Source organism: Sphingomonas larreae (genome assembly GCF_051400595.1).
Lineage (GTDB): Bacteria > Pseudomonadota > Alphaproteobacteria > Sphingomonadales > Sphingomonadaceae > Sphingomonas.
Window position 1 is genome coordinate 150480 of sequence record NZ_JBLFFI010000006.1, and the last position, 22481, is coordinate 172960.

General features: G+C 69.5%; 23 protein-coding genes. 6 read left to right on the top strand and 17 right to left on the bottom strand.

Going from position 1 to position 22481, the window contains the following annotated elements; genetic code table 11:
- Nucleotides 1–60 precede the first annotated feature (60 nt).
- The 6 genes from ACMGDM_RS17970 to ACMGDM_RS17995 all read right to left on the bottom strand — a co-directional run bounded on the left by ACMGDM_RS17970 (nt 61) and on the right by ACMGDM_RS17995 (nt 4027).
- Nucleotides 61–480, bottom strand: a complete 420-nt coding sequence (locus ACMGDM_RS17970) for a Fur family transcriptional regulator (protein WP_436805500.1) — start codon at nt 478–480, stop codon at nt 61–63.
- Between the two features lie 150 nt (nt 481–630).
- Nucleotides 631–1107, bottom strand: a complete 477-nt coding sequence (gene rimI / locus ACMGDM_RS17975) for a ribosomal protein S18-alanine N-acetyltransferase (protein ID WP_436805501.1) — start codon at nt 1105–1107, stop codon at nt 631–633.
- Nucleotides 1104–1793, bottom strand: coding sequence for a tRNA (adenosine(37)-N6)-threonylcarbamoyltransferase complex dimerization subunit type 1 TsaB (tsaB, locus tag ACMGDM_RS17980; RefSeq protein ID WP_436805502.1), 690 nt, complete (start codon nt 1791–1793; stop codon nt 1104–1106). Before tsaB ends, rimI begins: the two co-directional genes overlap by 4 nt.
- On the bottom strand, nt 1744–2334 hold the full coding sequence (locus tag ACMGDM_RS17985; protein ID WP_436805503.1) for a malonic semialdehyde reductase: 591 nt from the start codon (nt 2332–2334) through the stop codon (nt 1744–1746). Before ACMGDM_RS17985 ends, tsaB begins: the two co-directional genes overlap by 50 nt.
- 44 nt (nt 2335–2378) lie before the next feature.
- Nucleotides 2379–2951 (bottom strand): NifU family protein, encoded by a 573-nt coding sequence (locus ACMGDM_RS17990; protein WP_436805525.1) that lies wholly within the window; start codon nt 2949–2951, stop codon nt 2379–2381.
- Between the two features lie 218 nt (nt 2952–3169).
- On the bottom strand, nt 3170–4027 hold the full coding sequence (locus ACMGDM_RS17995; protein ID WP_436805504.1) for an aspartyl/asparaginyl beta-hydroxylase domain-containing protein: 858 nt from the start codon (nt 4025–4027) through the stop codon (nt 3170–3172).
- A 175-nt stretch (nt 4028–4202) separates the two neighbouring features.
- Between ACMGDM_RS17995 and ACMGDM_RS18000 the strand changes: the two genes are divergently transcribed.
- Nucleotides 4203–7166: a M16 family metallopeptidase gene (locus ACMGDM_RS18000; protein ID WP_436805505.1), complete on the top strand. Its 2964-nt coding sequence runs from the start codon at nt 4203–4205 to the stop codon at nt 7164–7166.
- A gap of 66 nt (nt 7167–7232) precedes the next feature.
- On the opposite strand, the gene ACMGDM_RS18005 is transcribed toward ACMGDM_RS18000, so the two are convergent.
- The gene (locus ACMGDM_RS18005) at nt 7233–8984 is read right to left on the bottom strand and encodes an AMP-dependent synthetase/ligase (RefSeq protein WP_436805506.1); all 1752 of its coding nucleotides are present in this window, start codon (nt 8982–8984) and stop codon (nt 7233–7235) included.
- Nucleotides 8985–9135: 151 nt separating this feature from the next.
- On the opposite strand from ACMGDM_RS18005, the gene ACMGDM_RS18010 reads away from it, so the two are divergent.
- Nucleotides 9136–10437 (top strand): M20/M25/M40 family metallo-hydrolase, encoded by a 1302-nt coding sequence (locus tag ACMGDM_RS18010; RefSeq protein WP_436805507.1) that lies wholly within the window; start codon nt 9136–9138, stop codon nt 10435–10437.
- A gap of 52 nt (nt 10438–10489) precedes the next feature.
- Here ACMGDM_RS18010 and ACMGDM_RS18015 read toward each other — a convergent pair whose 3' ends face one another.
- The gene (locus ACMGDM_RS18015) at nt 10490–10975 is read right to left on the bottom strand and encodes a GAF domain-containing protein (RefSeq protein WP_436805508.1); all 486 of its coding nucleotides are present in this window, start codon (nt 10973–10975) and stop codon (nt 10490–10492) included.
- A 281-nt stretch (nt 10976–11256) separates the two neighbouring features.
- Between ACMGDM_RS18015 and ACMGDM_RS18020 the strand changes: the two genes are divergently transcribed.
- Nucleotides 11257–12492: a DUF1996 domain-containing protein gene (locus tag ACMGDM_RS18020; protein ID WP_436805509.1), complete on the top strand. Its 1236-nt coding sequence runs from the start codon at nt 11257–11259 to the stop codon at nt 12490–12492.
- A gap of 25 nt (nt 12493–12517) precedes the next feature.
- Here ACMGDM_RS18020 and ACMGDM_RS18025 read toward each other — a convergent pair whose 3' ends face one another.
- The 4 genes from ACMGDM_RS18025 to ACMGDM_RS18040 all read right to left on the bottom strand — a co-directional run bounded on the left by ACMGDM_RS18025 (nt 12518) and on the right by ACMGDM_RS18040 (nt 14280).
- Entirely contained in the window at nt 12518–12652 is a 135-nt protein-coding gene (locus tag ACMGDM_RS18025) for a hypothetical protein (protein WP_436805510.1), read from the bottom strand.
- Nucleotides 12649–12966, bottom strand: coding sequence for a hypothetical protein (locus ACMGDM_RS18030; RefSeq protein ID WP_436805511.1), 318 nt, complete (start codon nt 12964–12966; stop codon nt 12649–12651). The genes ACMGDM_RS18025 and ACMGDM_RS18030 overlap by 4 nt, the downstream gene beginning before the upstream one ends.
- A 203-nt stretch (nt 12967–13169) precedes the next feature.
- Nucleotides 13170–13592 (bottom strand): alternative ribosome rescue aminoacyl-tRNA hydrolase ArfB, encoded by a 423-nt coding sequence (gene arfB, locus ACMGDM_RS18035; protein ID WP_436805512.1) that lies wholly within the window; start codon nt 13590–13592, stop codon nt 13170–13172.
- Nucleotides 13593–13626: 34 nt separating this feature from the next.
- Nucleotides 13627–14280, bottom strand: a complete 654-nt coding sequence (locus tag ACMGDM_RS18040) for an RluA family pseudouridine synthase (RefSeq protein ID WP_436805513.1) — start codon at nt 14278–14280, stop codon at nt 13627–13629.
- Here ACMGDM_RS18040 and ACMGDM_RS18045 point away from each other — a divergent pair.
- Nucleotides 14279–15091, top strand: coding sequence for a M15 family metallopeptidase (locus ACMGDM_RS18045; protein ID WP_436805514.1), 813 nt, complete (start codon nt 14279–14281; stop codon nt 15089–15091). The two genes, ACMGDM_RS18040 and ACMGDM_RS18045, sit on opposite strands and share 2 nt — an antisense overlap.
- A gap of 103 nt (nt 15092–15194) precedes the next feature.
- Here ACMGDM_RS18045 and ACMGDM_RS18050 read toward each other — a convergent pair whose 3' ends face one another.
- Genes ACMGDM_RS18050 through ACMGDM_RS18065 form a run of 4 tightly spaced genes read right to left on the bottom strand, consistent with a single transcriptional unit; the run spans nt 15195 to nt 18650 of the window.
- Nucleotides 15195–16151 carry a Gfo/Idh/MocA family protein gene (locus tag ACMGDM_RS18050; RefSeq protein WP_436805515.1) on the bottom strand — a complete coding sequence of 319 codons (957 nt, stop codon included), beginning with the start codon at nt 16149–16151 and terminating at the stop codon, nt 15195–15197.
- Nucleotides 16148–17143 (bottom strand): AraD1 family protein, encoded by a 996-nt coding sequence (gene araD1, locus ACMGDM_RS18055; RefSeq protein WP_436805516.1) that lies wholly within the window; start codon nt 17141–17143, stop codon nt 16148–16150. Before araD1 ends, ACMGDM_RS18050 begins: the two co-directional genes overlap by 4 nt.
- The gene (locus ACMGDM_RS18060) at nt 17140–17778 is read right to left on the bottom strand and encodes a 2-dehydro-3-deoxy-6-phosphogalactonate aldolase (protein ID WP_436805517.1); all 639 of its coding nucleotides are present in this window, start codon (nt 17776–17778) and stop codon (nt 17140–17142) included. The genes araD1 and ACMGDM_RS18060 overlap by 4 nt, the downstream gene beginning before the upstream one ends.
- Nucleotides 17775–18650, bottom strand: a complete 876-nt coding sequence (locus ACMGDM_RS18065; RefSeq protein WP_436805518.1) for a 2-dehydro-3-deoxygalactonokinase — start codon at nt 18648–18650, stop codon at nt 17775–17777. Before ACMGDM_RS18065 ends, ACMGDM_RS18060 begins: the two co-directional genes overlap by 4 nt.
- 95 nt (nt 18651–18745) lie before the next feature.
- Here ACMGDM_RS18065 and ACMGDM_RS18070 point away from each other — a divergent pair, with 95 nt between their 5' ends.
- Nucleotides 18746–19621, top strand: a complete 876-nt coding sequence (locus ACMGDM_RS18070; protein ID WP_436805519.1) for an SMP-30/gluconolactonase/LRE family protein — start codon at nt 18746–18748, stop codon at nt 19619–19621.
- Nucleotides 19622–19791: 170 nt separating this feature from the next.
- Here ACMGDM_RS18070 and ACMGDM_RS18075 read toward each other — a convergent pair whose 3' ends face one another.
- Nucleotides 19792–21108, bottom strand: a complete 1317-nt coding sequence (locus tag ACMGDM_RS18075; RefSeq protein WP_436805520.1) for a sugar MFS transporter — start codon at nt 21106–21108, stop codon at nt 19792–19794.
- 167 nt (nt 21109–21275) lie between these two features.
- Between ACMGDM_RS18075 and ACMGDM_RS18080 the strand changes: the two genes are divergently transcribed.
- Complete coding sequence (locus ACMGDM_RS18080) at nt 21276–22403, top strand: aldose epimerase family protein (protein ID WP_436805526.1); 1128 nt, start codon at nt 21276–21278, stop codon at nt 22401–22403.
- Nucleotides 22404–22481: the final 78 nt, after the last annotated feature.

The following is a 22481-nucleotide window of genomic DNA, read 5'->3' on the forward strand; positions in this document are numbered from 1 at the left end:
CTTTCCCACCTGAGCCCCGGCTTTCGCTGAGGAACGATGGGGGGACGTCGACCCACCCGTTCACTTCTTGTCGAGCGAAACGCCGTACAATTCCATGCGGTGGTCGACGAGGCGGAAGCCGAGCCGCTCGGCAATCGCCTTCTGCAGCAGCTCCAGCTCGGGATCGACGAACTCGATCACCTTACCCGTCTCGACATCGATCAGATGGTCGTGGTGCGCCTCGGGGGACGGCTCGTACCGCGCACGCCCGTCGCCGAAATCGTGGCGGTCGAGGATTCCTGCCTCTTCAAACAGCCGCACCGTGCGATAAACGGTCGCGATCGAGATGCCGGGATCGATCGCGGAGGCGCGCGCATAGACCTTCTCGACGTCCGGGTGGTCCTCCGCCTCCGACAGCACACGCGCGATGATGCGCCGCTGCTCGGTGATGCGCAGCCCCTTCTCGTGACAGAGCGCTTCGAGATCGATCTTGCGAGCCATACTGGCTATGTAGTGCACCCGCCTTGTTGCGAAAAGCGCTAGCGACTCGCAACAGGGTGATTTGCGCTGATCCGGGTGAGCCGATCGTCGCCATCGGTGCGGGAACGTCGCCGCATCCGGCGTGAGACGAGGGCGAGCAACGCTCCGTGCTCAGCCCAGCGCGAGCGCATAGGTGTGCGCGTCAAACGTCTCGCCGGCGCGACTGCGATAATAGTTGCGGCGCACGCCGGCGCGGCAGAAACCGTGTTTGGTGTAGAGCGCCACCGCCGCATTGTTGGCGCGCACCTCGAGATGGAGCCGCTTGACGCCGCGCAGCGTGCAGTCCGCGATGACACCGCGCAGCAGCGTCGCGCCGATCCCGGATCGCGCGTGCGCCGGATCGACCGCGATCAGCAACAGCTCGGCCTCGTCCATGATCGCGCGACTGAGCGCGAAGCCGACCACCGTCTCCTCGACCCGTGCCAGAGTCAGCCACACACCTGGCATGGCCAGAATGCCGACACACTGGCTGCGCGTCCAAGCCTCGCCGAAGCGCGGATCGAAAGCAGCGGCCATCACCCGATCGATCGCCTCGGCGTCCGCGGCGCCGCCCGCGACCAGCTCGACCAACCGCACGCGGCTGCTCACGGCGTCGCGGGTGCCGCCGTGGGCGGCTTGGCATCAGGCGCACGTCCGTAGAACGGGGTCGCCGGCAGCAGCCGCTCGTCAGCCGGGAGGAGCAGCGCGTGCGACGCGTCGGGCAGCGCCGCGCGCTCTGCGATCGTCGGGTCGAGCGCGGCCAGCCAGCGCGTACCGCTGCCGATCGCTACGGCACCGTCGAGCGCGGCCAGCGCCGCCGCGGGGGTGAGCGAGCGGGGTGCGTCGAGCGGCCGGAACGGGCGAGCGAAACGCTGCATGAAGACCTCACCGTGGCCCCCTTCGGCGATCACCGCAAGAGGCGTGGGATCCGTACCCTCTGCCAGCGCCGCGGCGGCCACGAGGGCCAGCGCGCCATAGCCCGATACCGCCGCGCCCCAGCCCAGCGCCAGCCCGCGCGCCGCCGCGATGCCGACGCGGATGCCGGTGAAACTGCCCGGGCCGACATCCACCAGGATGCGGTCGGCGCGCCCGCCACCGGGCAGCGCCGCGATCATCGGCACCAGCCGCTCGGCATGACCGCGCCCGACCTCCTCGTGCGCGCGCGCGACGAGCCGCTCGCCCTCGAACAGCGCGACCGAACAGGCCGCGGTGGCGGTGTCGATGACGAGAAGGCGGTCGCTCACGTCAGGCGACGCGGTTGAACGTCTCAAACGCCGGGCGCGGCAGCCGCTCATGGAGCGTCGCGGTGTCGCCATAGCCGAGGGTGGCGATGAAGTTGGTGCGCACGCTGGGTGTTTCGGTGAAGAAGGCCTGGTCGACCGCGCCCGCATCGAACCCCGACATCGGCCCGACGCCCAGCCCCAGCGCGCGCGCCGCCAGGATCAGATAGGCGCCCTGAAGCGACGAGTTGCGGAAGGCGGACGCCTCACGCAGTTCGCGGTTGCCGTCGAACCAGCTCTTCGCGTCGACATGCGGAAACAGCTCGGGGAGATATTGGTGGAAATCGGTGTCCATGCCGACCACGACGCTGACCGGCGCGGCGAGCACCTTGTCCTTGTTCGTGCTCGAACAGGCGGCGGCCAGTTTCGCCTTGGCCTCGTCCGACACGCACCATATCAGCCGCGCGGGCAGCTGGTTGGCCGAGGTCGGCGCCATTTTCATCAGGTCCCAGATCGCCCGCAGCGTCTCTTCGGCCACCGGCTCGTCGCGATAATGGTTGAAGGTGCGCGCGGTGCGGAACAGCTGGTCAAGCGCGGCGTCGTCGAGCGCGGGCATGGCGATCCTGTCGGTGAGAGGAAGGGAGCAACCGGGCGCGCGCGTCAGACCGCGCGCACCTCGGTCACCTCGGGCACATAGTGGCGCAGCAGCTGCTCGATGCCGTTCTTGAGCGTCGCGGTGGAGGAGGGGCAGCCCGAGCAGGCGCCCTGCATGCGCAGGAACACCTTGCCCTTGTCGAACCCGCGATAGACGATGTCGCCGCCATCATTGGCCACGGCGGGGCGCACGCGCGTGTCGATCAGCTCGCGGATCTGCGCGACGATGTCGGCGTCGGCGGGATCGTCGGCGAAGGTCTCTTTCTCGGCGGGCACGCTGAAGTCGGCGCCGCCGCCGCGGAACAGCGGCATCTGCGCGGTGAAATGATCCATCAGCAGCGCGAGCACGTCGGGCTTGAGGTCGCTCCAGCTGACCCCCGGCGCGGCGGTGACCGACACAAAATCGCGCCCGAAGAACACGCCGGTGACGTCGCCGAGATCGAACAGCGCAGCCGCGAGCGGGCTCGCCTCGGCTTCCTCGGGCGTGGCGAAGTCGCGCGTGCCCGCGTCCATCACGATGCGCCCCGGGAGGAACTTCACGGTCGCCGGGTTGGGCGTGGCTTCGGTCTCGATCAGCATGGCGGGCATGTGGCGCCTCGGGGCTGGGGGATCAAGCCGGCGGCGCGAAAGGGATTGTTTCGGGGGGCAGAGGTATAATCCCCGCCGCATGGCGGGGAGGGGGACCGCTCGCCGCAGGCGAGTGGTGGAGCAGGGAGCCCCAAGCGGGTCGGCCCACGCGCGGAGAACCCGCTTCGTCAGCGCTGACGTGCTGCCACGTCTCCGCGAGCGGGGAGGATCTACCCGTCGAGCTGCCGCACCGCGGCGTTCCACTTGGCGACGTTGGCGCGTGCCTCCTGCACGAAGGCGGAGCGTTTCACCGCACCGAGGAACAGGTCGGCGATCCACTTGCCCGGATTGCGCAAGGGACGCTCGAACTGGATCAGCAGCACCACGCGCGTTCCCGTGGCGTCGTTCCACACTTCGTGCTGGTAGGTGTCGTCGAACACGAGAGTCTCGCCCTCGGCCCAGCGCACGACGCGATCGTCGACCCGCATCCGCACGTCGCCGTCGCGCGGCACGATCAGGCCGAGGTGGCAGGTGATCAGTCCCTTGGTGACGCCGCGATGCTCCGGGATGTGCGTCCCGGGCGCGAGGATGGAGAAGAAGGCGGAGTTGAGCCCGGGGATCTGCTCGATCACCGCGCGCGTGCGCGGACATCGGGCCAGATTCTCGTGGATCGGATAGCCATAGCCCCACAGGAAGAACGAGCGCCACTTGTTGACCTCGGCGATGGCACGATGGTCAGGCGAGATCGTCGCCAAGCTCGGCGCCGCATGGCGGGTGAGCGCCACCGTGCGTGCCTCCTCGCGGATCGCCAGCCAATGATCGCGCAGCAGCGCGGTCCAGGCAAAGTCGCGGACGTCGAGCACCGATTCGTTGGACACCAGCGACGACCCGGCGATCAGCCGGTCGAACAGGCCGCGAAGATGCTTGCCAACGCGGATCAGCAGCGGGCGGTCGCGCTCGGCGCGCAGCCCGGCGCCGTCGCCGGGTGCGCCCGAGATCACGTTGAGGTCGGGCACGAGGACGGGATCCACGGCATCGCCGCCGTCCCGCCACATCGTCGCGCCCGCCAGGCGGGTGTCGTGCTTCATCGGTCAATCCCCGTGGCGGCGACGCGCACGTTGCCGCTCTTGCTGCACCGCCAGCTAAACCCGCAACGCGACCAAAACGTGGCGCGGACTTGGCAAAGGCTTGCAGCAGCGGCCAAAAGCATCGTTTCGCGGGCGCGAGTTGCGGCCGGCCCGCTGCCGCCCTACAAGCGCGGACATGCCTTCGTATTCGCGCGCGCTCGCGAAGCCGCTCGTCGCCCTTCTGCTCGTCTCCGTGTCGCTGCCGCTACCCGCGCAGCAGCGCGCGCGTCGTGCCGACGCGACTCCCGCCCAAGCCGCGCCCGTCGCGCCGACATCCGCGATCAAGGTCGACACCTCGCCGTGGCTGTTCAAGGGCTCGGATATTCCGCCCGATCCGGAGTGGCATTTCGGCGCGCTGCCGACGGGGCTGCGCTATGCCGTCCGCAAGAACGGCGTGCCGCCCGGGCAGGTCGCGGTGCGCGTGCGGATCGATGCAGGCTCGCTGTACGAGAGCGACGCCGAGCAGGGCTTCGCGCACCTGATCGAGCATCTCTCGTTCCGTGGCTCCACCTATGTGCCCGACGGAGAGGCCAAGCGCGTATGGCAGCGCTTCGGCGCCACCTTCGGCTCGGATTCGAACGCCTCCACCACGCCGACGCAGACGGTCTACAAGCTCGACCTGCCCGGCGCGACCGACGTCAAGCTTGACGAGAGCCTCAAGATCTTCGCCGGAATGATGGCCGGTCCCGCGATCACCGACGCCGGGCTCGCCGCCGAGCGCCCGGCGGTGCTGGCGGAGCAGCGCGAGGCCCCCGGCGCGCAGGTGCGCTACGGCGACGCGGTGCGCCAGACCTTTTTCGCCGGCCAGCCGCTCGCCGAACGCTCCCCGATCGGCACGATCAAGACGCTGGAGGCGGCCACACCCGCCACGGTGCAGGCGTTCCACAACAAATGGTATCGCCCGTCGCGGGCGGTGGTGATCATCTCGGGCGACATCGATCCCGATGTCGCGGCCCGACTGGTGGTGAAGAACTTCGGCAGCTGGACGGGCAAGGGCGCCGACCCCGCCGATCCCGACTTCGGCAAACCCGATCCCAAGGCGCCCGCGACCAAGACGATCGCCGAGCCGTCGCTGCCCCCGGTGGTAGCCACCGCGACGCTGCGGCCGTGGGTCTATCGCGACGACACGATCATCTTCAACCAGAAGCGGCTGGTCGACTTCCTCGCCATCCGGCTGATCAATCGCCGGCTCGAGTCGCGCGCGCGCGCCGGGGGCAGCTTCCTCCAGGCGTCGGTCAGCCTGGACGACGTGTCGCGCTCGGCGAACGGCACCTTCACCAACGTGGTCCCGATCGGCGACGATTGGGAAGCGGCGCTCAAGGACGTGCGCGCGGTCGTGGCGGACGCGATGGCGACGCCGCCGAGCCAGGCCGAGGTCGACCGCGAGCTCGCCGAATTCGATGCGGCGATGAAGAACGACGTCGACACCGCGCGCGTCGAGGCCGGTGCCAAACAGGCTGACGACATGGTCAACGCGCTCGACATCCGCGAGACCGTGGCGGGGCCGAAGACCAGCTACGACATTCTCCAGGAGGCGCGCACCAAGGGCATGTTCACGCCCGCGGCGATGGTGGAATCGACCAACCGCCTGTTCAAGGGCGACGTGCAGCGCGCGTTGCTCAACACCCGCACCGCCGACGCCAGCGCCGCGACCAAGCTGGCCGCCGCGCTTACCGCGGACGTTTCCAAGCTGGCCGGCAAGCGCGCCGAGCAGCGCGCGGTCGATTTCTCCAAGGTGCCCAAGCTCGGCACCCCCGGCACGGCGACCGCACGCACCACGGTGGGCGATCCGCCGATGGAGCAGGTGACCTTCGCCAATGGCGTGCGCGCGCTGATCTACGCCAATCCGTCCGAGACCGGGCGCGTTTATCTGCGCGTGCGCTTCGGGCGCGGCTATCAGGCGCTGCCGGGCGATCGGCCCACCCCGGCCTGGGCGGGCGAGACCGCGCTGATCGCGAGCGGCATCGGGACGCTCGACCAGGGCGCGCTCGACGCGCTCACCACGGGGCGCCGGATCGGGCTCGACTTCGACATCGGCGACGACGCGTTCCTGCTGGGTGCGCAGACTACGCCGAGCGACTATGCCGACAATCTCACGCTGATGGCAGCCAAGCTCGCCGCGCCGCGCTGGGACCCGGCGCCGGTGGCGCGCGCGCGCGCGGCGATGTTGACCGGCTATGCCGGGCTCAACTCGTCGCCCGATGGCGTGCTCGCGCGCGACCTGGAAGGGTTGCTGCGCGACGGCGACCCGCGCTGGGGCATGCCGACGCTGGCGCAGATCAAGGCGCTCAACGCCAAGGACTTCCGCAAGCTGTGGCAGCCGCTGCTAGCGACCGGCCCGATCGAGGTGGACGTGTTCGGCGACGTCAAGGCGGACGAGGCGATTGCCGCCATCGCCAAGAGCTTCGGTGCGCTCAAGCCGCGTCCTGCCGGCGCGGCGACCCCGGCGCCGGTGCGCTTCCCCGCGCACAATAACACGCCGGTGATGCGCACCCACGACGGTGACGACAACCAGGCCGCCGCGGTGATCGCCTGGCCGACCGGGGGCGGCTCGGCCGAGCATGCCGAGCAGCGCCGGCTCGACGTGCTGGCGGCGGTCTTCGCCGACCGCTTGTTCGATCGGCTGCGCTCGGTGGCGGGGGCGAGCTACTCGCCCAACGCGCAGAGCCAGTGGCCGGTCGGCCTGCCTGGCGGCGGACGGCTGATCGCGATCGGCAAGGTCGCGCCTGACAAGGTGCCGCTGTTCTTCCAGCTCTCGCGCCAGATCGCGGCGGAGTTGGTCTCCACGCCGATCAGCGCGGACGAGCTACGCCGCACGATCGTGCCGATGCTGCAATATATGGCGCGCGCCTCGTCGGGGAACCAGTTCTGGCTGCTCCAGAGTTCGGGCGGCACGTTCGATCCCAAGCGGATCGAGGCCAGCCAGAGTTTGGTTGGCGACATGACCGGCGTCACCCCCGAGGGGCTCCAGGCGACTGCGGTCAAATATCTGCGGCCGGAGAAGGACTGGACTATGGCGGTGGTGCCGAAGGCGGCCGCGGGCGGGGCGGGGGCGGCTACGCCGGCCGGGTCGCCGCTTCAGGCGGCGCCGACGAAGTAGCGTCCTCGGAGCAAATGACGGTTCCCCGGCGAAGGCTGGGGAACGGCTCGCCGATGGTCGCGCGCGTCACCCGCCGTATAGCGCGTCCAAGCGCGCGCCATATACCTGGCGCAGCACGTGGCGGCGGATCTTGAGGCTGGGGGTCAGCTGTTCGTTCTCGATCGTGAACGCCGAGTCGGCGACGATCCAGCGGCGCACGCGCTCGGTGACCGACAGGTCCTTGTTGGTGCGATCCACCGCCGCCTGGAGCGCAGCGCGATAGGCCGGATCGTCCGGGGTGACGGGATCGCGCCGCCCTTGCGCGCGCGCCCACTCGAAGGTCCATTCCGGGTCGGGCACCAGCACCGCCACCATGTGCGGGCGACGATCGCCGTAGATCATCGCCTGACCGATCTCGGGCTGGAGCGTCAGCATCCCCTCTACCTTCTGGGGCGCGACATTGTCGCCCTTGTCGTTGATGATCAGGTCCTTCTTGCGATCCGTGATACGGATCCGACCGCGCTGATCGAGCTCGCCGATGTCGCCGGTGTGAAGCCAGCCATCCTTCAGGACGCGCGCGGTCTCGGCCTCGTTGCGCCAATAGCCGCGCATCACCAGCTCGCCGCGCACCAGGATCTCGCCGTCATCGGCGATCCGCACCTCGGTCTCGGCAAGCGGTGGGCCGACCGAGTCCATCCGCAACCCCGCCGCCGGGCGGTTGCACGAGATTACCGGCGCCGCCTCGGTCTGGCCGTAGCCCTGGAGGAAGCAGATGCCGAGCGACTGGAAGAACACGCCCACCTCGGGCGTCAGCGGTGCGCCGCCCGACACCATCGCCTTGATCCGCCCGCCGAACTTGCGCGCGATCTTGCGCTTGAACAGGGTGTCGACGAGCAGCGCGGCGGGCCGGTCACGCAGCCCCAGCCGCCCTTCGTAGCGCTTGGTGCCCACGTCGAGCGCCAGCCGCAGCAGCTTCTGCGGCGTGCCGCCCTGCTTCTCGATCCCCTTGGTGATGCGGGTGCGCAGCACCTCAAACAGGCGCGGCACCACCACCATGATGGTGGGGCGCACCTCCTCGATATTTGCGGCGAGCTTCTCCAGCCCTTCGGCATAATAAATCTGCCCGCCCAACCCGATCGGCAGGTGCTGCCCGCCGCTATGCTCATAGGCGTGGCTGAGCGGGAGGAACGAGAGGAACACCTCGTCGTCCCAGCCGAAGTCCTCCGCGATGATGACGATGCAGCCGTTGACGTTGTGCAGGATCGCGCCGTGATGCTGCATTACCCCGCGCGGCGCACCACCGGTGCCCGAGGTGTAGATGATGCAGGCGAGATCGTCGCGGCCCAGCTCGGACGCGGCGCGCGCCGCGGCAGCGGCCACGTCGGCAGGGTGGCGCTCGATCAGCGCGCGCCAATCGTGCACTTCGAACGGTGTCTGACCCAGCCGCATCGGGTCAATGCCGATCAGCATCTGCGGACGGATCGAGCGCAGGATCGCGGGCATCAGCGTCCTAGCGAGCTTGTCGGTCGAGACGATCACCGCCTTGGCGCCCGAATTCTCGATGACGTGCGCGTGGTCGCGCTCAGTGTTGGTGGTGTAGGTCGGCACCGTCACGCAGCCCGCCGCCATGATCGCGAGGTCCGACAGGCACCATTCCGGGCGGTTCTCGCTGACCAGCATGACCCGGTCGCCGCGCTCGAGCCCGAGCGCCCGCAGCGCCGCAGCGAGTCGCGCCACCGTCTCGGCGGCCTCGCGCCAGCTGATCGGGTGCCACGCGCCGCCGCGCTTGCTCCATAGGAACGGCGCGTCGGCTTTCTCCGCCGCGCGCGTATAGAACATCGTCACCAGATTGGGGAAATGTTCGAGGCGTCGAGTGATGGCGCCGCTCCTCTCGCTGATCGGTCGTACTTTCGTCATGTCATGCCCGACTTGCCGCGGCTGCGTCCAGCGAGTGATTGCGCGGCCCGCCGTGTCCCGCCACAAGCAACGGATGACGTTTCGTTTCTCCGCTGCCGCCGCGCTTCTGACGCTGTCGATCGCCACCCCCGCCGCGGCGCGCGACGCGGTCTCGCAGGAGCGCCAGCGCGCGACCGTGGAAAAGCTCGTGTCGTTCGGCACGCGCCACTCGCTGTCCTCCGCCACCGATCCTAAGCGCGGCATCGGCGCGGCGCGGACGTGGGTGGCGGGCGAGTTCGCCCGGATGTCGCGCGCGTGCGGCGGCTGTATCGCCACCGAGCGACTGTCGCGCCGCTTCGTCGGCCCGCGCGCGCCCGAGGGCGTCGTGATCGAGGACGTGCTCGGCATTCAGCGCGGCACCGACCCGAACCGTTACGTCATCGTCGGCGCACACATCGACAGCCGCGTCACCGACGTGATGAACGTCACCAGCGATGCACCGGGCGCCAACGACGATGCCAGCGGCGTCGCGCTGGTGCTCGAGGCGGCGCGACTGCTCCACCGTGAAAAATTCCGTGCCAATATCGTCTACGTCGCCTTCTCGGGCGAGGAGCAGGGGCTGTGGGGCGCGACGCTGCTGGCCGAGACCGCACGCGCGCGTGGCTGGCAGGTCGACGCAATGCTCAACAACGACATTGTTGGCAACTCGCTCGGCCAGGGCGGGGTGGTCAACGACCGCTACGTCCGCGTCTTTTCGGAAGGGATTCGATCGAGCGAGTCGCTGGCCGACGGGGTCGAGCGGCGCGGCATCGGCGGCGAGGACGATGGCCCCAGCCGCGCGTTGGCCAAGGCGATCGGCGGCGTGGCGGCGGGACTGTCCGGCGGCTTCGGCGTCTTCCTCGACCGCCGCCCCGACCGGTTCGGCCGCGGCGGCGACCATGAGCCCTTCCTCAAGCAGGGCTATCCCGCGGTGCGCTTCTCGGTCGCGGCGGAGAATTGGGACCGCCAGCACCAGGACGTCCGCACCGAGAACGGCCGCGTCTATGCCGATACGATCGAGGGGATGGACTTCGGCTATCTCGCCAAGGTGACCGCGATCAACATCGCGACGATCGCGCGGCTCGCCGCCGCCCCCGCCGCGCCGGCGAGCGCGGCGATTTCGGGCGCGCTGTCCTACGACACAAAGGTGTCGTGGGCGCCGGTCGCGGGTGCGGCGGGGTACAAGGTCTATTGGCGGCGCGCCGACGCTGCCGACTGGCAGGATTCGCGCGCGGTGACAGGCACGACGCTCGACGTGCCCGCAGTGCCGGTCGATGACCATTTCTTCGGTGTCGCCGCGGTGGCGCCGGACGGTGCGGAAAGCCTCGTCACCTTCGCCGGGCGCGAGAAGCGCTGACGCGTGATCCGGTGAAGGTGGTAGCGGCCACGCACCTGGAACGGATCGGCGGCTAACTCGCGATCCGCGGCGCGAGCAGCGCCATCAGTGCCTCGCAACCGCGCGCGTCTTCCGCGTCGAAGCGCGCGGGGAGCGGGCTGTCGAGGTCAAGCACGCCGAGCAGCCGGCCGTCATGCAGGATCGGCACCACCAGTTCGGACCGGCTCGCCGCGTCACAGGCAATATGCCCCGGGAAGGCGTGAACGTCCGCGACCAATTGGGTCGTCCGCTGCGCCGCGGCGGTGCCGCACACGCCACGGCCCAGCGTGATCCGGATACAGGCAGGTTTGCCTTGGAAGGGGCCGAGCACCAGCTCGTCCTCGATCATCCGGTAGAAGCCAGCCCAATTGAGGTCGGGCAGAAACTGCCACAGCAGCGCCGCGGCGTTCGCGAAATTCGCTATCGCGTCAGGTTCTTCGGCAGTCAGTGCATCTAATGCGGCGAACAGATCCCGGTAGAGGGAACCCTTCGAATCGGCGGTAACATCGAACTCGTACATGCCATCGACCTAGGGTGCCGCACACGATTGCGCCAGAGGGTTGCTCAGCAGCGATGAGATGAAAAGAAGCACATGATCGGCTCGCTTTCGCCCTGACTTTGTAAAGCTTCTCTTAAGTATTGGCCGGTCTGCACAAAAGCGCCGGTTAAACTTAGGTAAGGATTGGCGTTAAGGTGTTCTAGTCAGATTTTCCCTTATAGGACGACATCGGCCGCAACGGTCGAGCCCAATTCAAATGGCGGTACGGATGCCGCCCGGTCGTCTATCTCTTCGGGGGTTACATGAAGAAACTCTGGATCGCGGGCGCGGCCTTGGTCGCCGCGTCGAGCGCTTATGCCGCGAGCAATTCGGTCGGTGTCGTCCAAGCGGCGAGCAAGCTCGTCACCGTCGTGGCCGCGCCCGTCGCGCAGGTGGTGGCGGCGCCCCCGGCGGCCGTCAAACCGGTGGTGGACCCGCTTTCCGGCGCACCACGCGCGACCGGGCCGCTCGGACTGGTGCAGCAGCCCTCCTACGCCAGCAACTTCAAGGTCAACGACCTGCTCGTCCCGTCATGGGGTACGGGCGCGATCCCGCAGACGGGCGCGCCGGACGTGGTGGGCGCGTTCCGCTTCATCTGTATGCCCGGCCAAGTGCTGAAGGACGATCCGATCGTCTTCCCGAACCAGCCGGGCAAGTCGCACCTGCACCAGTTCTTCGGCAACACGGGAACGAATGCATACACGGATTACGGCAAGCTGCGCTTCACCGGCGACAGCACCTGCAACAACCGTTTGAACCGCTCGGCCTATTGGATCCCGGCGATGCTCAACGGCAAGGGCAAGGTGGTCCGCCCCGATTACGTGTCGATCTATTACAAGCGTCTGCCCGAGAGCAGCCCGGCGTGCCGGATCGAGGGCAAGGCCTGCGTCGACATGCCGCGCGGTCTGCGCTTCATCTTCGGCTACAACATGGGCACCGGCAAGAGCGAGAACGACTTCTACTTCAACTGTGACGGCCCGACCGGTACGCCCGGCCACTATCCGGACCTGGTGTCCGCCGCCAAGGCGTGCCCGGTGGGCAACCGCATCGGCGCGGTGATCCAGGCGCCGAGTTGCTGGAACGGTCGCCAGCTCAATCCGAGCGACCACCGCAGCCATATGGCGTTCCCGAGCTACGGCTGGGACGGTATCCTGAAGTGCCCCGCGACGCACCCGTACATCGTGCCGACCTTCACGCTCGGCGCCTGGTACACGGTGGACGAGGATCTCGACACTTCGGGCGAGTGGAACGAGAACACCACGACGTGGTCGCTCGCCTCGGACGCGATGCCCGGCATGCCGACGCAGCGCCCCGGCACCACCTTCCATGCTGACTGGATCGGCGCCTGGGACGACAAGGTGCTCGCGATGTGGACCGAGAACTGCATCAACAAGCTGCTCAACTGTTCGGGCGGCGACCTTGGCAACGGCCTGCAGCTGAAGATGCGCGACGACTTCAGCTGGAACGCCAACCCGCGACTGGTCGACATGCCGAGCTGAGCCGCCGCGCCTCTGGTGCGGGATCTCAGTCCCGTACCGTCCAGCGGACCACCACCGCGCCGTAGCCTGCTTCAAGAAGCGGCGACGGCGCGGTGTCATATGTGAGAAGCGGCACGGCGATATGGGGCGCCCCGACGCCCCAGCAGCGCAGCGCGATCATCGCACGCCTCCACCGCTCACCGCGCCGGGCGTCGGTTGCAGCCCCTGTTGCTCGAGAAACTGGTTCAGCCCGCTCGCTAAAACCTGGGCGCCCGCGATCGTCAGCGCGATCCGGCCGGCGACGACGCGTTCCACCACCGGGGTCTCGCCGGAATGGTCACAGCGCGCCGCTTCCAGCGTCAGCACCACGGTGCCGCCGAGATGGGTGAAGCCGGCACAGCCGGTGGCGAACAGCTCAGCGGCAAATGGATTGTCGACCAGCGGCGGGGTGGCCTGCCGCGTCTGGGGAGCGCGGCTGCGCGAGGAGATGTACATCGGGGCGTCCTTGCTGCGCCGGTCGGGGGAAGGCCGGCAGCGGCGACGTGGGCCCGGCGTGTAGCGCGCGCGTGACGCCGTGTTGCGGACATGTGCCGCGCGTGTTGCGGCTTTGACGATCTCACTTGGGCGATCCCGCAAGGCGCGACGCGCGTCTGCCGCGCGACCGCGACCTCAGCGCGCGAAGCGAACCCGAGCGGCGATCATTCGCGAACCTTGCCGCGTCCCGCCTTCACCGCGGAGCGCCGCGTCTTCGAGTCAACGCGGCGGGTTTGCGACGCCTTGCTTGGCTTGGTCGGTCGCCGCTTCTTGGGGACGACCAGCGCCTCGCGGATCATATCGATCAGGCGATCGCGCACTTCCTGGCGATTGAGCAGCTGCGAGCGCGCGCCCTCGCTCCGCAGCACCAGCACGCCCTCCCGCGTCATGCGCGATCCCGCGATGGCGGCGAGACGATGCTTGACTGCCTCCGGCAGGCTCGGCGAGCGCGCGACATCGAAGCGCAGCAGCACCGCGCTGTCGGTGGTGTTCACATGCTGCCCGCCCGGCCCCGACGCGCGGGTAAAGCTCTCGTCGAGTTCGTCGCTGTCGATTGCGATCGAGCGGGAGACGGGGATGGCTACCATGTCGTCGCGGACCTTCGCAGCGCCGGTCAGCCGTTCAGCTCGCGGCGAAGCCGAGCGCGGTGAATCGCTCGGGCCAGGGCGCGACCGCGGCGATGTCGTCCTTGCCCGGGCGCGGCAGCGTCAGCGCGACGGCGTGGAGCATCATCCCTTCCCGGTGCGCGGTGCCATAGACCGGATCGCCCGTGATCGCGACGCCGAGTCCCTCGCGTGCGTGGACGCGAAGCTGATGCGTGCGCCCGGTGTGCGGGGTGAACTCGACCAGCGCGCGACCGTCCACCGTCACGAGCCGCCGCCAGTCGGTCCGCGCCGCCTTGCCGCGAAGGTCCGCCACGATCCGCCAGCCGCGCTCGGCGCTGGAAACCTTGCGCAACGGGAGCGCGATCGTCCCTTCCTCGTCCGCCGGAACGCCGTCGAGGATCGCGAGATAGCGTTTCCGCACCGCGCCCGCCTCGAACGCCTGCTGGAAGCGCGCCTGCGCTTTGGGATTGCGCGCCAGCAGCAGGCAGCCGCTGGTGTCGCGGTCGAGGCGGTGCACCGCGACCGGCCAGCGCTTGAACCCGAAGGTGAGCCCGGCGAGATGATTCTCCAGGCTCAGCCCGCCGTCGCGCGGCGGATCGACCGGCAGCCCGGCGGGCTTGTCGATCACCAGCGCTTCGCCGTCGAGGAACAGGACGTGATGGCCTAACATGCGCCACGCCCTTGCCATCGCGGCGTCGTCGTGGCCAGAGGGCGCGATGCGCCGCGTTCCCGTGCTTCTTCTCGCCCCGCTGCTCGCGCTCGCCGTGCCGGCGCAGGCGCAGCTCTGCGACAACAGCAACGCGCAGGTCAGCGCGGACGGGCGCGCGTTCGGGCATCTCCCCTATGGCGACGCGCCGCCGGGCGACCTGGTCGCGGTGCCGCCGGAGCTGGCGGTCGGTCCATGCGTGCTGCGGCGGGAGGTGGTGCCCGATCTCGCGCGGCTCGTCGCGGCCGCGGGCGGGCAGATTCGCGCGCTCTCGTGCCACCGCTCCATCAGCTATCAGCAGGCGGTGTTCTGTCGCGAGGCGCAGACCGGGGCGGGGGAGCGCGCTCTGTCGGTGGCGCCGCCGGGGCACAGCGAGCATGCGACCGGCTATGCGCTCGACTTCGCCTTCCGCCCGCGCGTCAACGATTGCCCCGACGCCGAGGCGTGCGGGGCGGCGACTCCGGCGTTCCGCTGGCTGATGGCCAACGCGGCGCGATACGGCTTCGAGATGTCGTTTCCAGCGGGCAACCGCCAGCATGTGAAATGGGAGCCGTGGCACTGGCGCTGGGTCGGCGCGAGCGCCGCGACGCCGGGCGCGGCGCGCGCCCGCGCGCTGTTCGCACGCGCCCGGGCGACATTCCCGGCGGTGCCGGCGGTCACGCCCGACCCGATCGTGATCGCGCGCGTGAGCCCGCCGCCGGTGTATCTGGGCGCCTATGCGCCGCCGGAATGCCGCAAGGGCAAGTGCCGCCTGCCGAAGGTAAAGCGGCGATAGTCGACCCGCGCCCGGCGACGGCGCCGCCGGGCTACGTCGTCCCGGCGCACGTCCGGGACGATGGGTGATGCGGGTGGCCCGTGCGCCGGCATCGGCGCCCGCATCACTCCACGAACGGCTCCACGCTATTGTGTCGCCCGCGCAGGAAAGCGTCTGCCACCAGCCGTAGCGGTGCCACGTCGACGTCTGACACGCCCGCGCGCACGATCGCCCCAAAGCGATGGTACAGTCCCGGATATTCGCCGTGCAGATCGGCCTCGTGCGCCACCGCTCTCTTGCCGTCGATCGTCAGCACCGATCCGCCCTTGGCGAGCAGCAGCGTGCCCGCGTCGGTCTCTACCTCGATGTCCCAGTGCTGCGGACCTTCCTGGCGGAAGTCGAGATCCATCGCGATCGCGCTGCCAGCTGTGTCGCGGAAGGCGACACGCGCGGCGATCGGCGCGGCGCGGTTCGACGGCACGTCCAGCTCCGCGGTCTCCACGAAGAAGGGGCGCGGCAGGATTTGCGTCGCGATCGACAGCGCGTTGATGCCGGGATCGAACACGCCGAAACCGCCGGGCTCCCAGATCCAGTCCTGCCCCGGATGCCAGACGCGCACGTCCTCGCGCCAGGTGATCGTCGCGCGCTTCACCTCGCGCTCGGCGAGCCAGGCGCGCGCCGGCTCCACGCCATCGGCGTAGCGCGAATGCCAGCTGGCGAACAGGCTCACGCCGCGCGCCGACGCGGCGTCGCGCAGCGCGATCACCTCGGCCAGTGTCGCGCCGGGGGGCTTCTCGAGGAAGACGTGCCAGCCCTGCTCGATCGCAAACTGGGCGATCGCGCGACGCACCTGCGGCGGGGTGCACAGCGCCACCGCGTCGACCGCGACTCCGCTGGCCGCGAGCGCCTCGACGTTGGGGAAGAACGGGAGGCCGTTCACGCTCCCGCCGCTGCGGCTGACCGTCGCGACGAGGTCGAAGCTCTTGCTCTGCGCGATAGCGGGGATGTGCTGGTCGTGCGCGATCTTGCCCATGCCGACCAGCGCGAGGCGAAGCGGCCCGCCTTCTACTCGCCCGCTCACAGCGTGCGCACCTGCACCGACGCAGCGGGCGCATCGGTCAGCGGGTTGCGCAGCGGCAGTGCGAAAGGCGCGGCGCTGATCTCGAACACGTCGCCGGGCCGGGTCTTCACCCCATCCGCTACCGACAGCGTCGCGGTGCCGAAGAAATGGACGTGGACGTCGCCCGGACGGCGGAAGCCGGCATATTTGAAATGGTGGTGCTCGAGGTTGGCGAGGTGGTGCGACATATTGTCCTCGCCGGTGAGGAACGGCTTCTCCCACAAGGTCGCGCCGTCGCGAACGATGCGGCTGGTGCCGCGGATGTCCGCCGGCGGCGTGCCGAGCAGCAGCTCGGCGCCGAGCGCGGCCTGGCGCAGCTTGGAATGTGCCAGCCACAAGTAATTGTGCTTTTCGGTGACGTGGTCGCTGAACTCGTTGGCGAGCGCGACGCCGAGGCGATAGGGCGTGCCGTCGTCGCCGATCAGGTAGATGCCGGCGAGCTCGGGCTCTTCGCCGCCGTCCTGCGCGAACGCGGGCGACGCGAGTGGCGCTTCGGGCGCCACCAGCGACTGGCCGTCGCCCTTGTAGAACCACTCGGGCTGCTGGCCGACCGCACCCGCCGCGGGCTTGCCACCCTCGACGCCTTCGAGGAACATCCGCATCGAGTCGGTCTGGTGCGCCGCGTCGGCGGCGGCCTTGTGCATCTTATCGCGCCCCTCGGCCGAGCCGAGATGGGTCAGGCCGGTGCCTGCAAGCAGCAGCCGCGCGCCGTCCTCATGATCGATCGCGGGCAGCAGGCGCTTGGCGTCGAGCTCGGCGGCGAGGTCGACCGTCTCGTCGGTGCGGCGCGCCGCGGCGGCCTCGGCGAGGGTGGTGCCGTGCGCGATCGCCTCCAGCGCGAGCGCGCGCGTCGTCTCGATGCCGTCGAGGAAACAGGCGCCGTCGCCCTCGGCGAGGATGACGCGGCGACGACCATCGTCGCCGCGATGCTGGAGCAGGCGGGTGAAGCTCATGCGAGGTCCTTCAGCGCGGTGATATACTGGCGGGCGTCCGCACCCACCGCCCCGGCCGACTTGCCGGGGCGGTAGAGATTGGAGCCGAGCCCGAAGCCGTCGGCGCCCGCGGCGCGCCACTCGGCCAGGTTGTGCGGGGTGATGCCGCCGACCGCGAGCATCCGCGTCGCCTTGGGCAGCACCGCGCGCTGTGCCTTGAGGAAGGCGGGGGTGGTGCCGTCGGCGGGGAAGAGCTTGAGCGCGGTAGCGCCCGCGGCGAGCGCGGCGAAGCCCTCGCTCGGGGTGAAGTAACCAGGCAGCGACACCAGCCCGGCGGCGACACTGGCGCGGATCACCTCGGGGTTGGTGTTGGGCGAGACGATCAGCGTGCCGCCCGCGTCCTGCACCCGGGCGACGTCGTCGGCGGTGAGCACCGTGCCGGCGCCGACCATCGCGCGCCCGGCGAGCCGCTCGGCGAGCAGGCGAATGCTCTCGATCGGTTCGGGCGAGTTGAGCGGCACCTCCAGCAGCGTGAAACCCGCCTCGACCAGCGCGTCCCCCACCGCGGGCGCCTCGGCCGGCGTGAGGCCGCGCAGGATCGCCACCAGCGGCGCCTGACGGAAGGCGGCGTCGAATGCCGCGAGATGTTCGGTCATCGGGTCATCTCCCACAGCCGGTGAATTCCGGCGGTGAAGGCGCGCTCGCTGTCGAGCGCCAGAGCGGTGCCGCCGCACGCGCCGATCGCGGCGGCGTAGAGCGTGGCGAGGTCGCCGCTGGCGAGCAGCTGGACCGGGCGGCCCGTGAGGTCGGTGCGCGCGCCGACGTCGGCGCCGATCAGCACGCCGCTCGCGAAGCTGGCGGCGTCAGCGGCGTCGAGCCGGTTGAGCAGCACGCGCGCGCGCACCTCGAACAGCGCGACGGTGAGATCGCGCGCGCCCGCACCGCGCGCGACACCGGCACGAAAGGTGGCGCCGTCGGCGACCGGTCCGTCGAGCATCGCGCTGAGGATGCCATGGCCGCGCAGCAACGCGAACAGCTCGCCGGTCAGCGCGGTGGCGATGTCGGTGATCTGACCCGCGGTGGTGGCGATCCACTTGTTGTGCGTGCCGGGCTGGCAGAACAGCGCGTCGGCAGGGGCGAGCCCGGCGGCGAGCGCGCCGAGCACCTGCACCTCCTCGCCGCGCATCACGTCAGCGCGCGCACCGCTGCGCAGCGCGACGCCGGGCAGCAGCACAGTGCCCGCGTCGGGAAGGCGAAGCGCGCCGGCGGCAAGCGCGGCGAGATCGGCCGGGGCGTCGACATAGGGCACCTCGCGCCAGCCGCGGTTCGAGCCGACCATGCCGGCGGCGATTACGGGCAGGTCGCCGAGCCGCGCGCGCAGCGCCGCCAGCTCAGCGGGATAATCGTCGGCGGTGAGCGCGAGCACGCCGCGGCCATCGCGGATCGACTCGCCCGGCACTCCGCCTCCCGTCACGCGCCAGGCGCGACGGTTCGTGGTGCCCCAATCGATGGCGATATAGTCGCCCACCACGCCTCCTCTCCAATGTATTTGTAAGACATAAACTGCTGTGCGATCAGGTCAAGACGGACCCGGCGCGATGGCCGGCAAAGGAGGAGAGGGTGATGACGGACGTGACGACGCTGTGGCGTGGCGGCGCGATGCTAGGCGAGGGGCCGGCATGGGACCCATCGCGGAACGTGCTGTGGTTCGTCGATATCAAACGACGCCGCGTGCACCGGTACGACCCGGCGACCGGAGAGGTGGCGCATTGGGAGGCACCGGCGCAGGTCGGCTGGGTACTGCCCGCGGACGACGGCGCGCTGATCGCCGGCCTACAGACCGGGCTGGCGCGGTTCGATCCGGTCGCGGGGACGTTCACGCATCTCGTGGAAGTCGAGCCCGAACTGCCGGGCAACCGGCTCAACGACGCCACGGTCGCCCCCGATGGCGCGATCTTCTTCGGCTCGATGGACGACGGCGAGAATGCAGCCACCGGTCGGGTGCATCGCTGGAACGGCGTCGCCGCGGTGCCGACCGCCATACCGGCGGTGGCGATCACCAACGGCCCCGGCATCGCGACTGACGGGCGCACGCTCTATCATGTCGATACGGTCGGCGGCGTGATCCACGCGGTCGCGCTCGGCGAGGACGGCACCACGGGCGCGATGCGCGACTTCGCGCGGATCGACCCGGCCGACGGTCATCCCGATGGCGTCACGGTCGATTCGGCGGGAAACGTCTGGGTCGGGCTGTGGGGCGGCTGGCGCGCGCGGCTCTACTCGCCCGAGGGCGCGATCCTGCGCGAGATGCGCCTCCCCGCCGCGAACGTCACCAAGGTGGCGCTGGGCGGGCCCGACCTGCGCACCGCTTATGTCACCACCGCCAGCGTCGGGCTCGACGATGCGGCGCGTGCGGCGCAGCCCGACGCGGGCGGATTGTTCAGCTTCCGCGTCGAGGTGCCCGGGCAGCCGCTGCCGCCGGCGCGTGCCGGCGGCTGAGGGTCGACGCGGCTGAGCCCGGCCGGTTCGCCGCCCCGCGCCATCGTCACTTCCCATCGCGGCGCGCTCCCGCCTGAGCGCAGGAGGGCGCCGCGGGACGGCAAAGCAAACGGCCGGCGCTCCCCGTCGGGAACGCCGGCCGTGTCCCGCCAAAGTTCAGCCGATCGCGTTCAGGCGACGGGCTCCTGCGCCGCCGCGTCGGGGAAGGCGTTGGTCGCCTTGGCGCCCCACACGGCATAGAACAGGATGTAGAGCTCGCACGCCGCGGTCAGCAGGAAGGACGGCTGCAGCCCGTAGGTGTCCGCCAGCTTGCCCTGCACCACGACCAGCGCGCCGCCCGCGATCGCCATGATCAGCAGCCCCGAACCTTCCTCGGTGAGCGGGCCCAGCCCCTTGATCCCCAACGTGAAGATCGTCGGGAACATGATCGAGTGGAACAGCCCCACGGTGATCAGCGCCCACATCGCGGCGGGGCCGGTGGTGAACACGGTGACCAGCATCACGATGAACGCGCCGATCGAGAAAGCGGCGAGCACCGTCTCCGCCGGGATGCGCTGCATGATCGCGGAGCCGACGAACCGACCCACCATCATCCCGCCCCATAGCAGCGTGAGATAACGCCCCGCCTGCTCGGGGGTGACGTTCGCGATTGTCGGCTGGCTGACGAAGTTCACGAAGAGGTTGGCGACGCCGATCTCGGCGATCAGGTAGATGAAGATTGCCGGAATGCCGAACACCAGGTTGCGGTGTTTCCACAGCGAGTGGTGCTTGCGCTCCTCCTTGGCAAGCCGGCTGGTCGCCGACCCCATCGCCGGCAGCGGGAAGCGCGCGATGATCACCGCCAGCACCACGAGCACGATCGCGACCAGGACGTAGGGCAGCACCACCGACTGCGCATCGGCGAGCCGCTCGGCCTCCGTCAGCACGGTGCCCGTCTGCGCGGTGCCGCCCTTGGAGCGGCCGAGGATCAGATAGGCGCCGAACAGCGGCGCCAGCATCGTCCCGGCCGAATTGAGCGCCTGCACCAGGTTGAGCCGTGACGAGGCGGTCTCGGGCGGCCCGATCACCGCGACATAGGGGTTGGCCGCGACCTGGAGCAGCGTGATTCCGCTCGCGATCACGAACAGCATCACCAGCGTCACGCCATAGGAGGGCAGGCTGGCGGCTAGCACCATGCCCAGCGCGCCGGCGGCCATGATGATCAACCCGGTCACCAGCGACTTCTGGTAGCCGATCCGCTCGATCAGCTTGGCCGAGGGGATTGAGGCGAAGAAATAGGCGATGAACCACACGCTCTCGATCAGCGTGGTCTGGGTGTAGTTCAGGTCGAACACGCTGCGCAGGTGCGGCAGCAGCGTGTTGTTGATCACGGTGATGAAGCCCCACATGAAGAAGAGGCTGGCCAGCAGCGTCAATGCCGGGCGATACGAGGCGGCACCGCCACCTCCCGTCGCGACAACGCCGCTGGAAATCGGTGGTCCGGCCATTATCCTCTCCTTGTGACGCGCGGAACTGGCTTGCGCGTGCTCGATATGTCTGACTATATTCTGGGCGACCGCCGGGTCAATGCGGAAACGCCGCATATCGGCGGTGCGCGAGGGCGTGCGGGAGAGGTCGATACATGGGTAGATTGGTCGCGTGGAGCGGGTGGACGATGGCGGGCAGTCTGCTGGCGACGGGCAGCCTGCTGGCGGCGGTGAGCGCTGACGCCGCGACCGCGAAGCGCGAGGCGTTCGGCCAATTGCCCGACGGCACCCCGATCGAGGCGGTGGTGCTCAGCGGGAGCAATGGCGTCAGCGCGCGGGTGATGACGCTGGGCGCGACGCTTCAGTCGTTCAACGCGCCGGATCGCGACGGCAAGGTGGCCGACATCACCCTCGGCTATGACGACGCGGCGAGCTATGCCGCCAAGCCCAATTTCTGGGGGCAGACGGTCGGCCGCTACGCCAACCGCATCCGCGGCGGCAAGTTTACGCTGGACGGCAAGAGCTATCAGCTGCCGCTCAACGACAAGACCAATTCGCTCCACGGCGGCACCAAGGGCTTTGACAAGGCGATCTGGAAGATCACCCAGGTGAAGTCCGGTCCCCAGGCGAGCGTGACGATGGTGATGACCAGCCCGGCGGGTGACCAGGGTTATCCCGGCACGCTTCAGGTGACCGCGGTGTACAGCCTCGACGATGCGGGCGCGCTGACGATCGATCTCAGCGCCAAGACGGACGCGCCGACGATCGTCAATCTCACCAACCACGCCTTGTTCGACCTGGCGGGTGAGGGATCGGCGGGTGGCATCTACCCGCAGAAGCTGACGATCCCGGCGCGGCGCTACACCCCGGTGGATCAGACGCTGATCCCCACCGGCGAGCTCAAGCCGGTCGCGGGCACGGTGTTCGACTTCACCCGCGGGCGCCTGATCGGCGAGAGCGTGCGCGATGGGCGTGACCCGCAGATCGTCGTCGGCCGCGGGTACGACCATAATTTCGTGCTCGACAAGGGCGTGACCAAGGCCCCGGAGCTGGCCGCGCGGGTCGAGGATCCGGCGTCCGGGCGCGTGCTCGAGGTGCTCACCACTGAGCCCGGCGTGCAGATCTACTCGGGCAATTTCCTCGACGGATCGCTGATCGGCAAGCAGGGGCATGTCTATCGCATGGGCGACGGCCTTGCGCTCGAGCCGCAGAAATTCCCTGATACCCCCAACCAGCCTGCGTTCGGCTCGGCGCGAGTCGATCCGGGCAAGCCCTATCACCACATCATGGTCTTCCGCGTCTCGACCACGCGCTGACCCGGAGCGACCGATGACCCAGAGCAATGAGACGCCGGCGCTGCGCAGCCGGGCGTGGTTCGACAATCCCGCAAACAT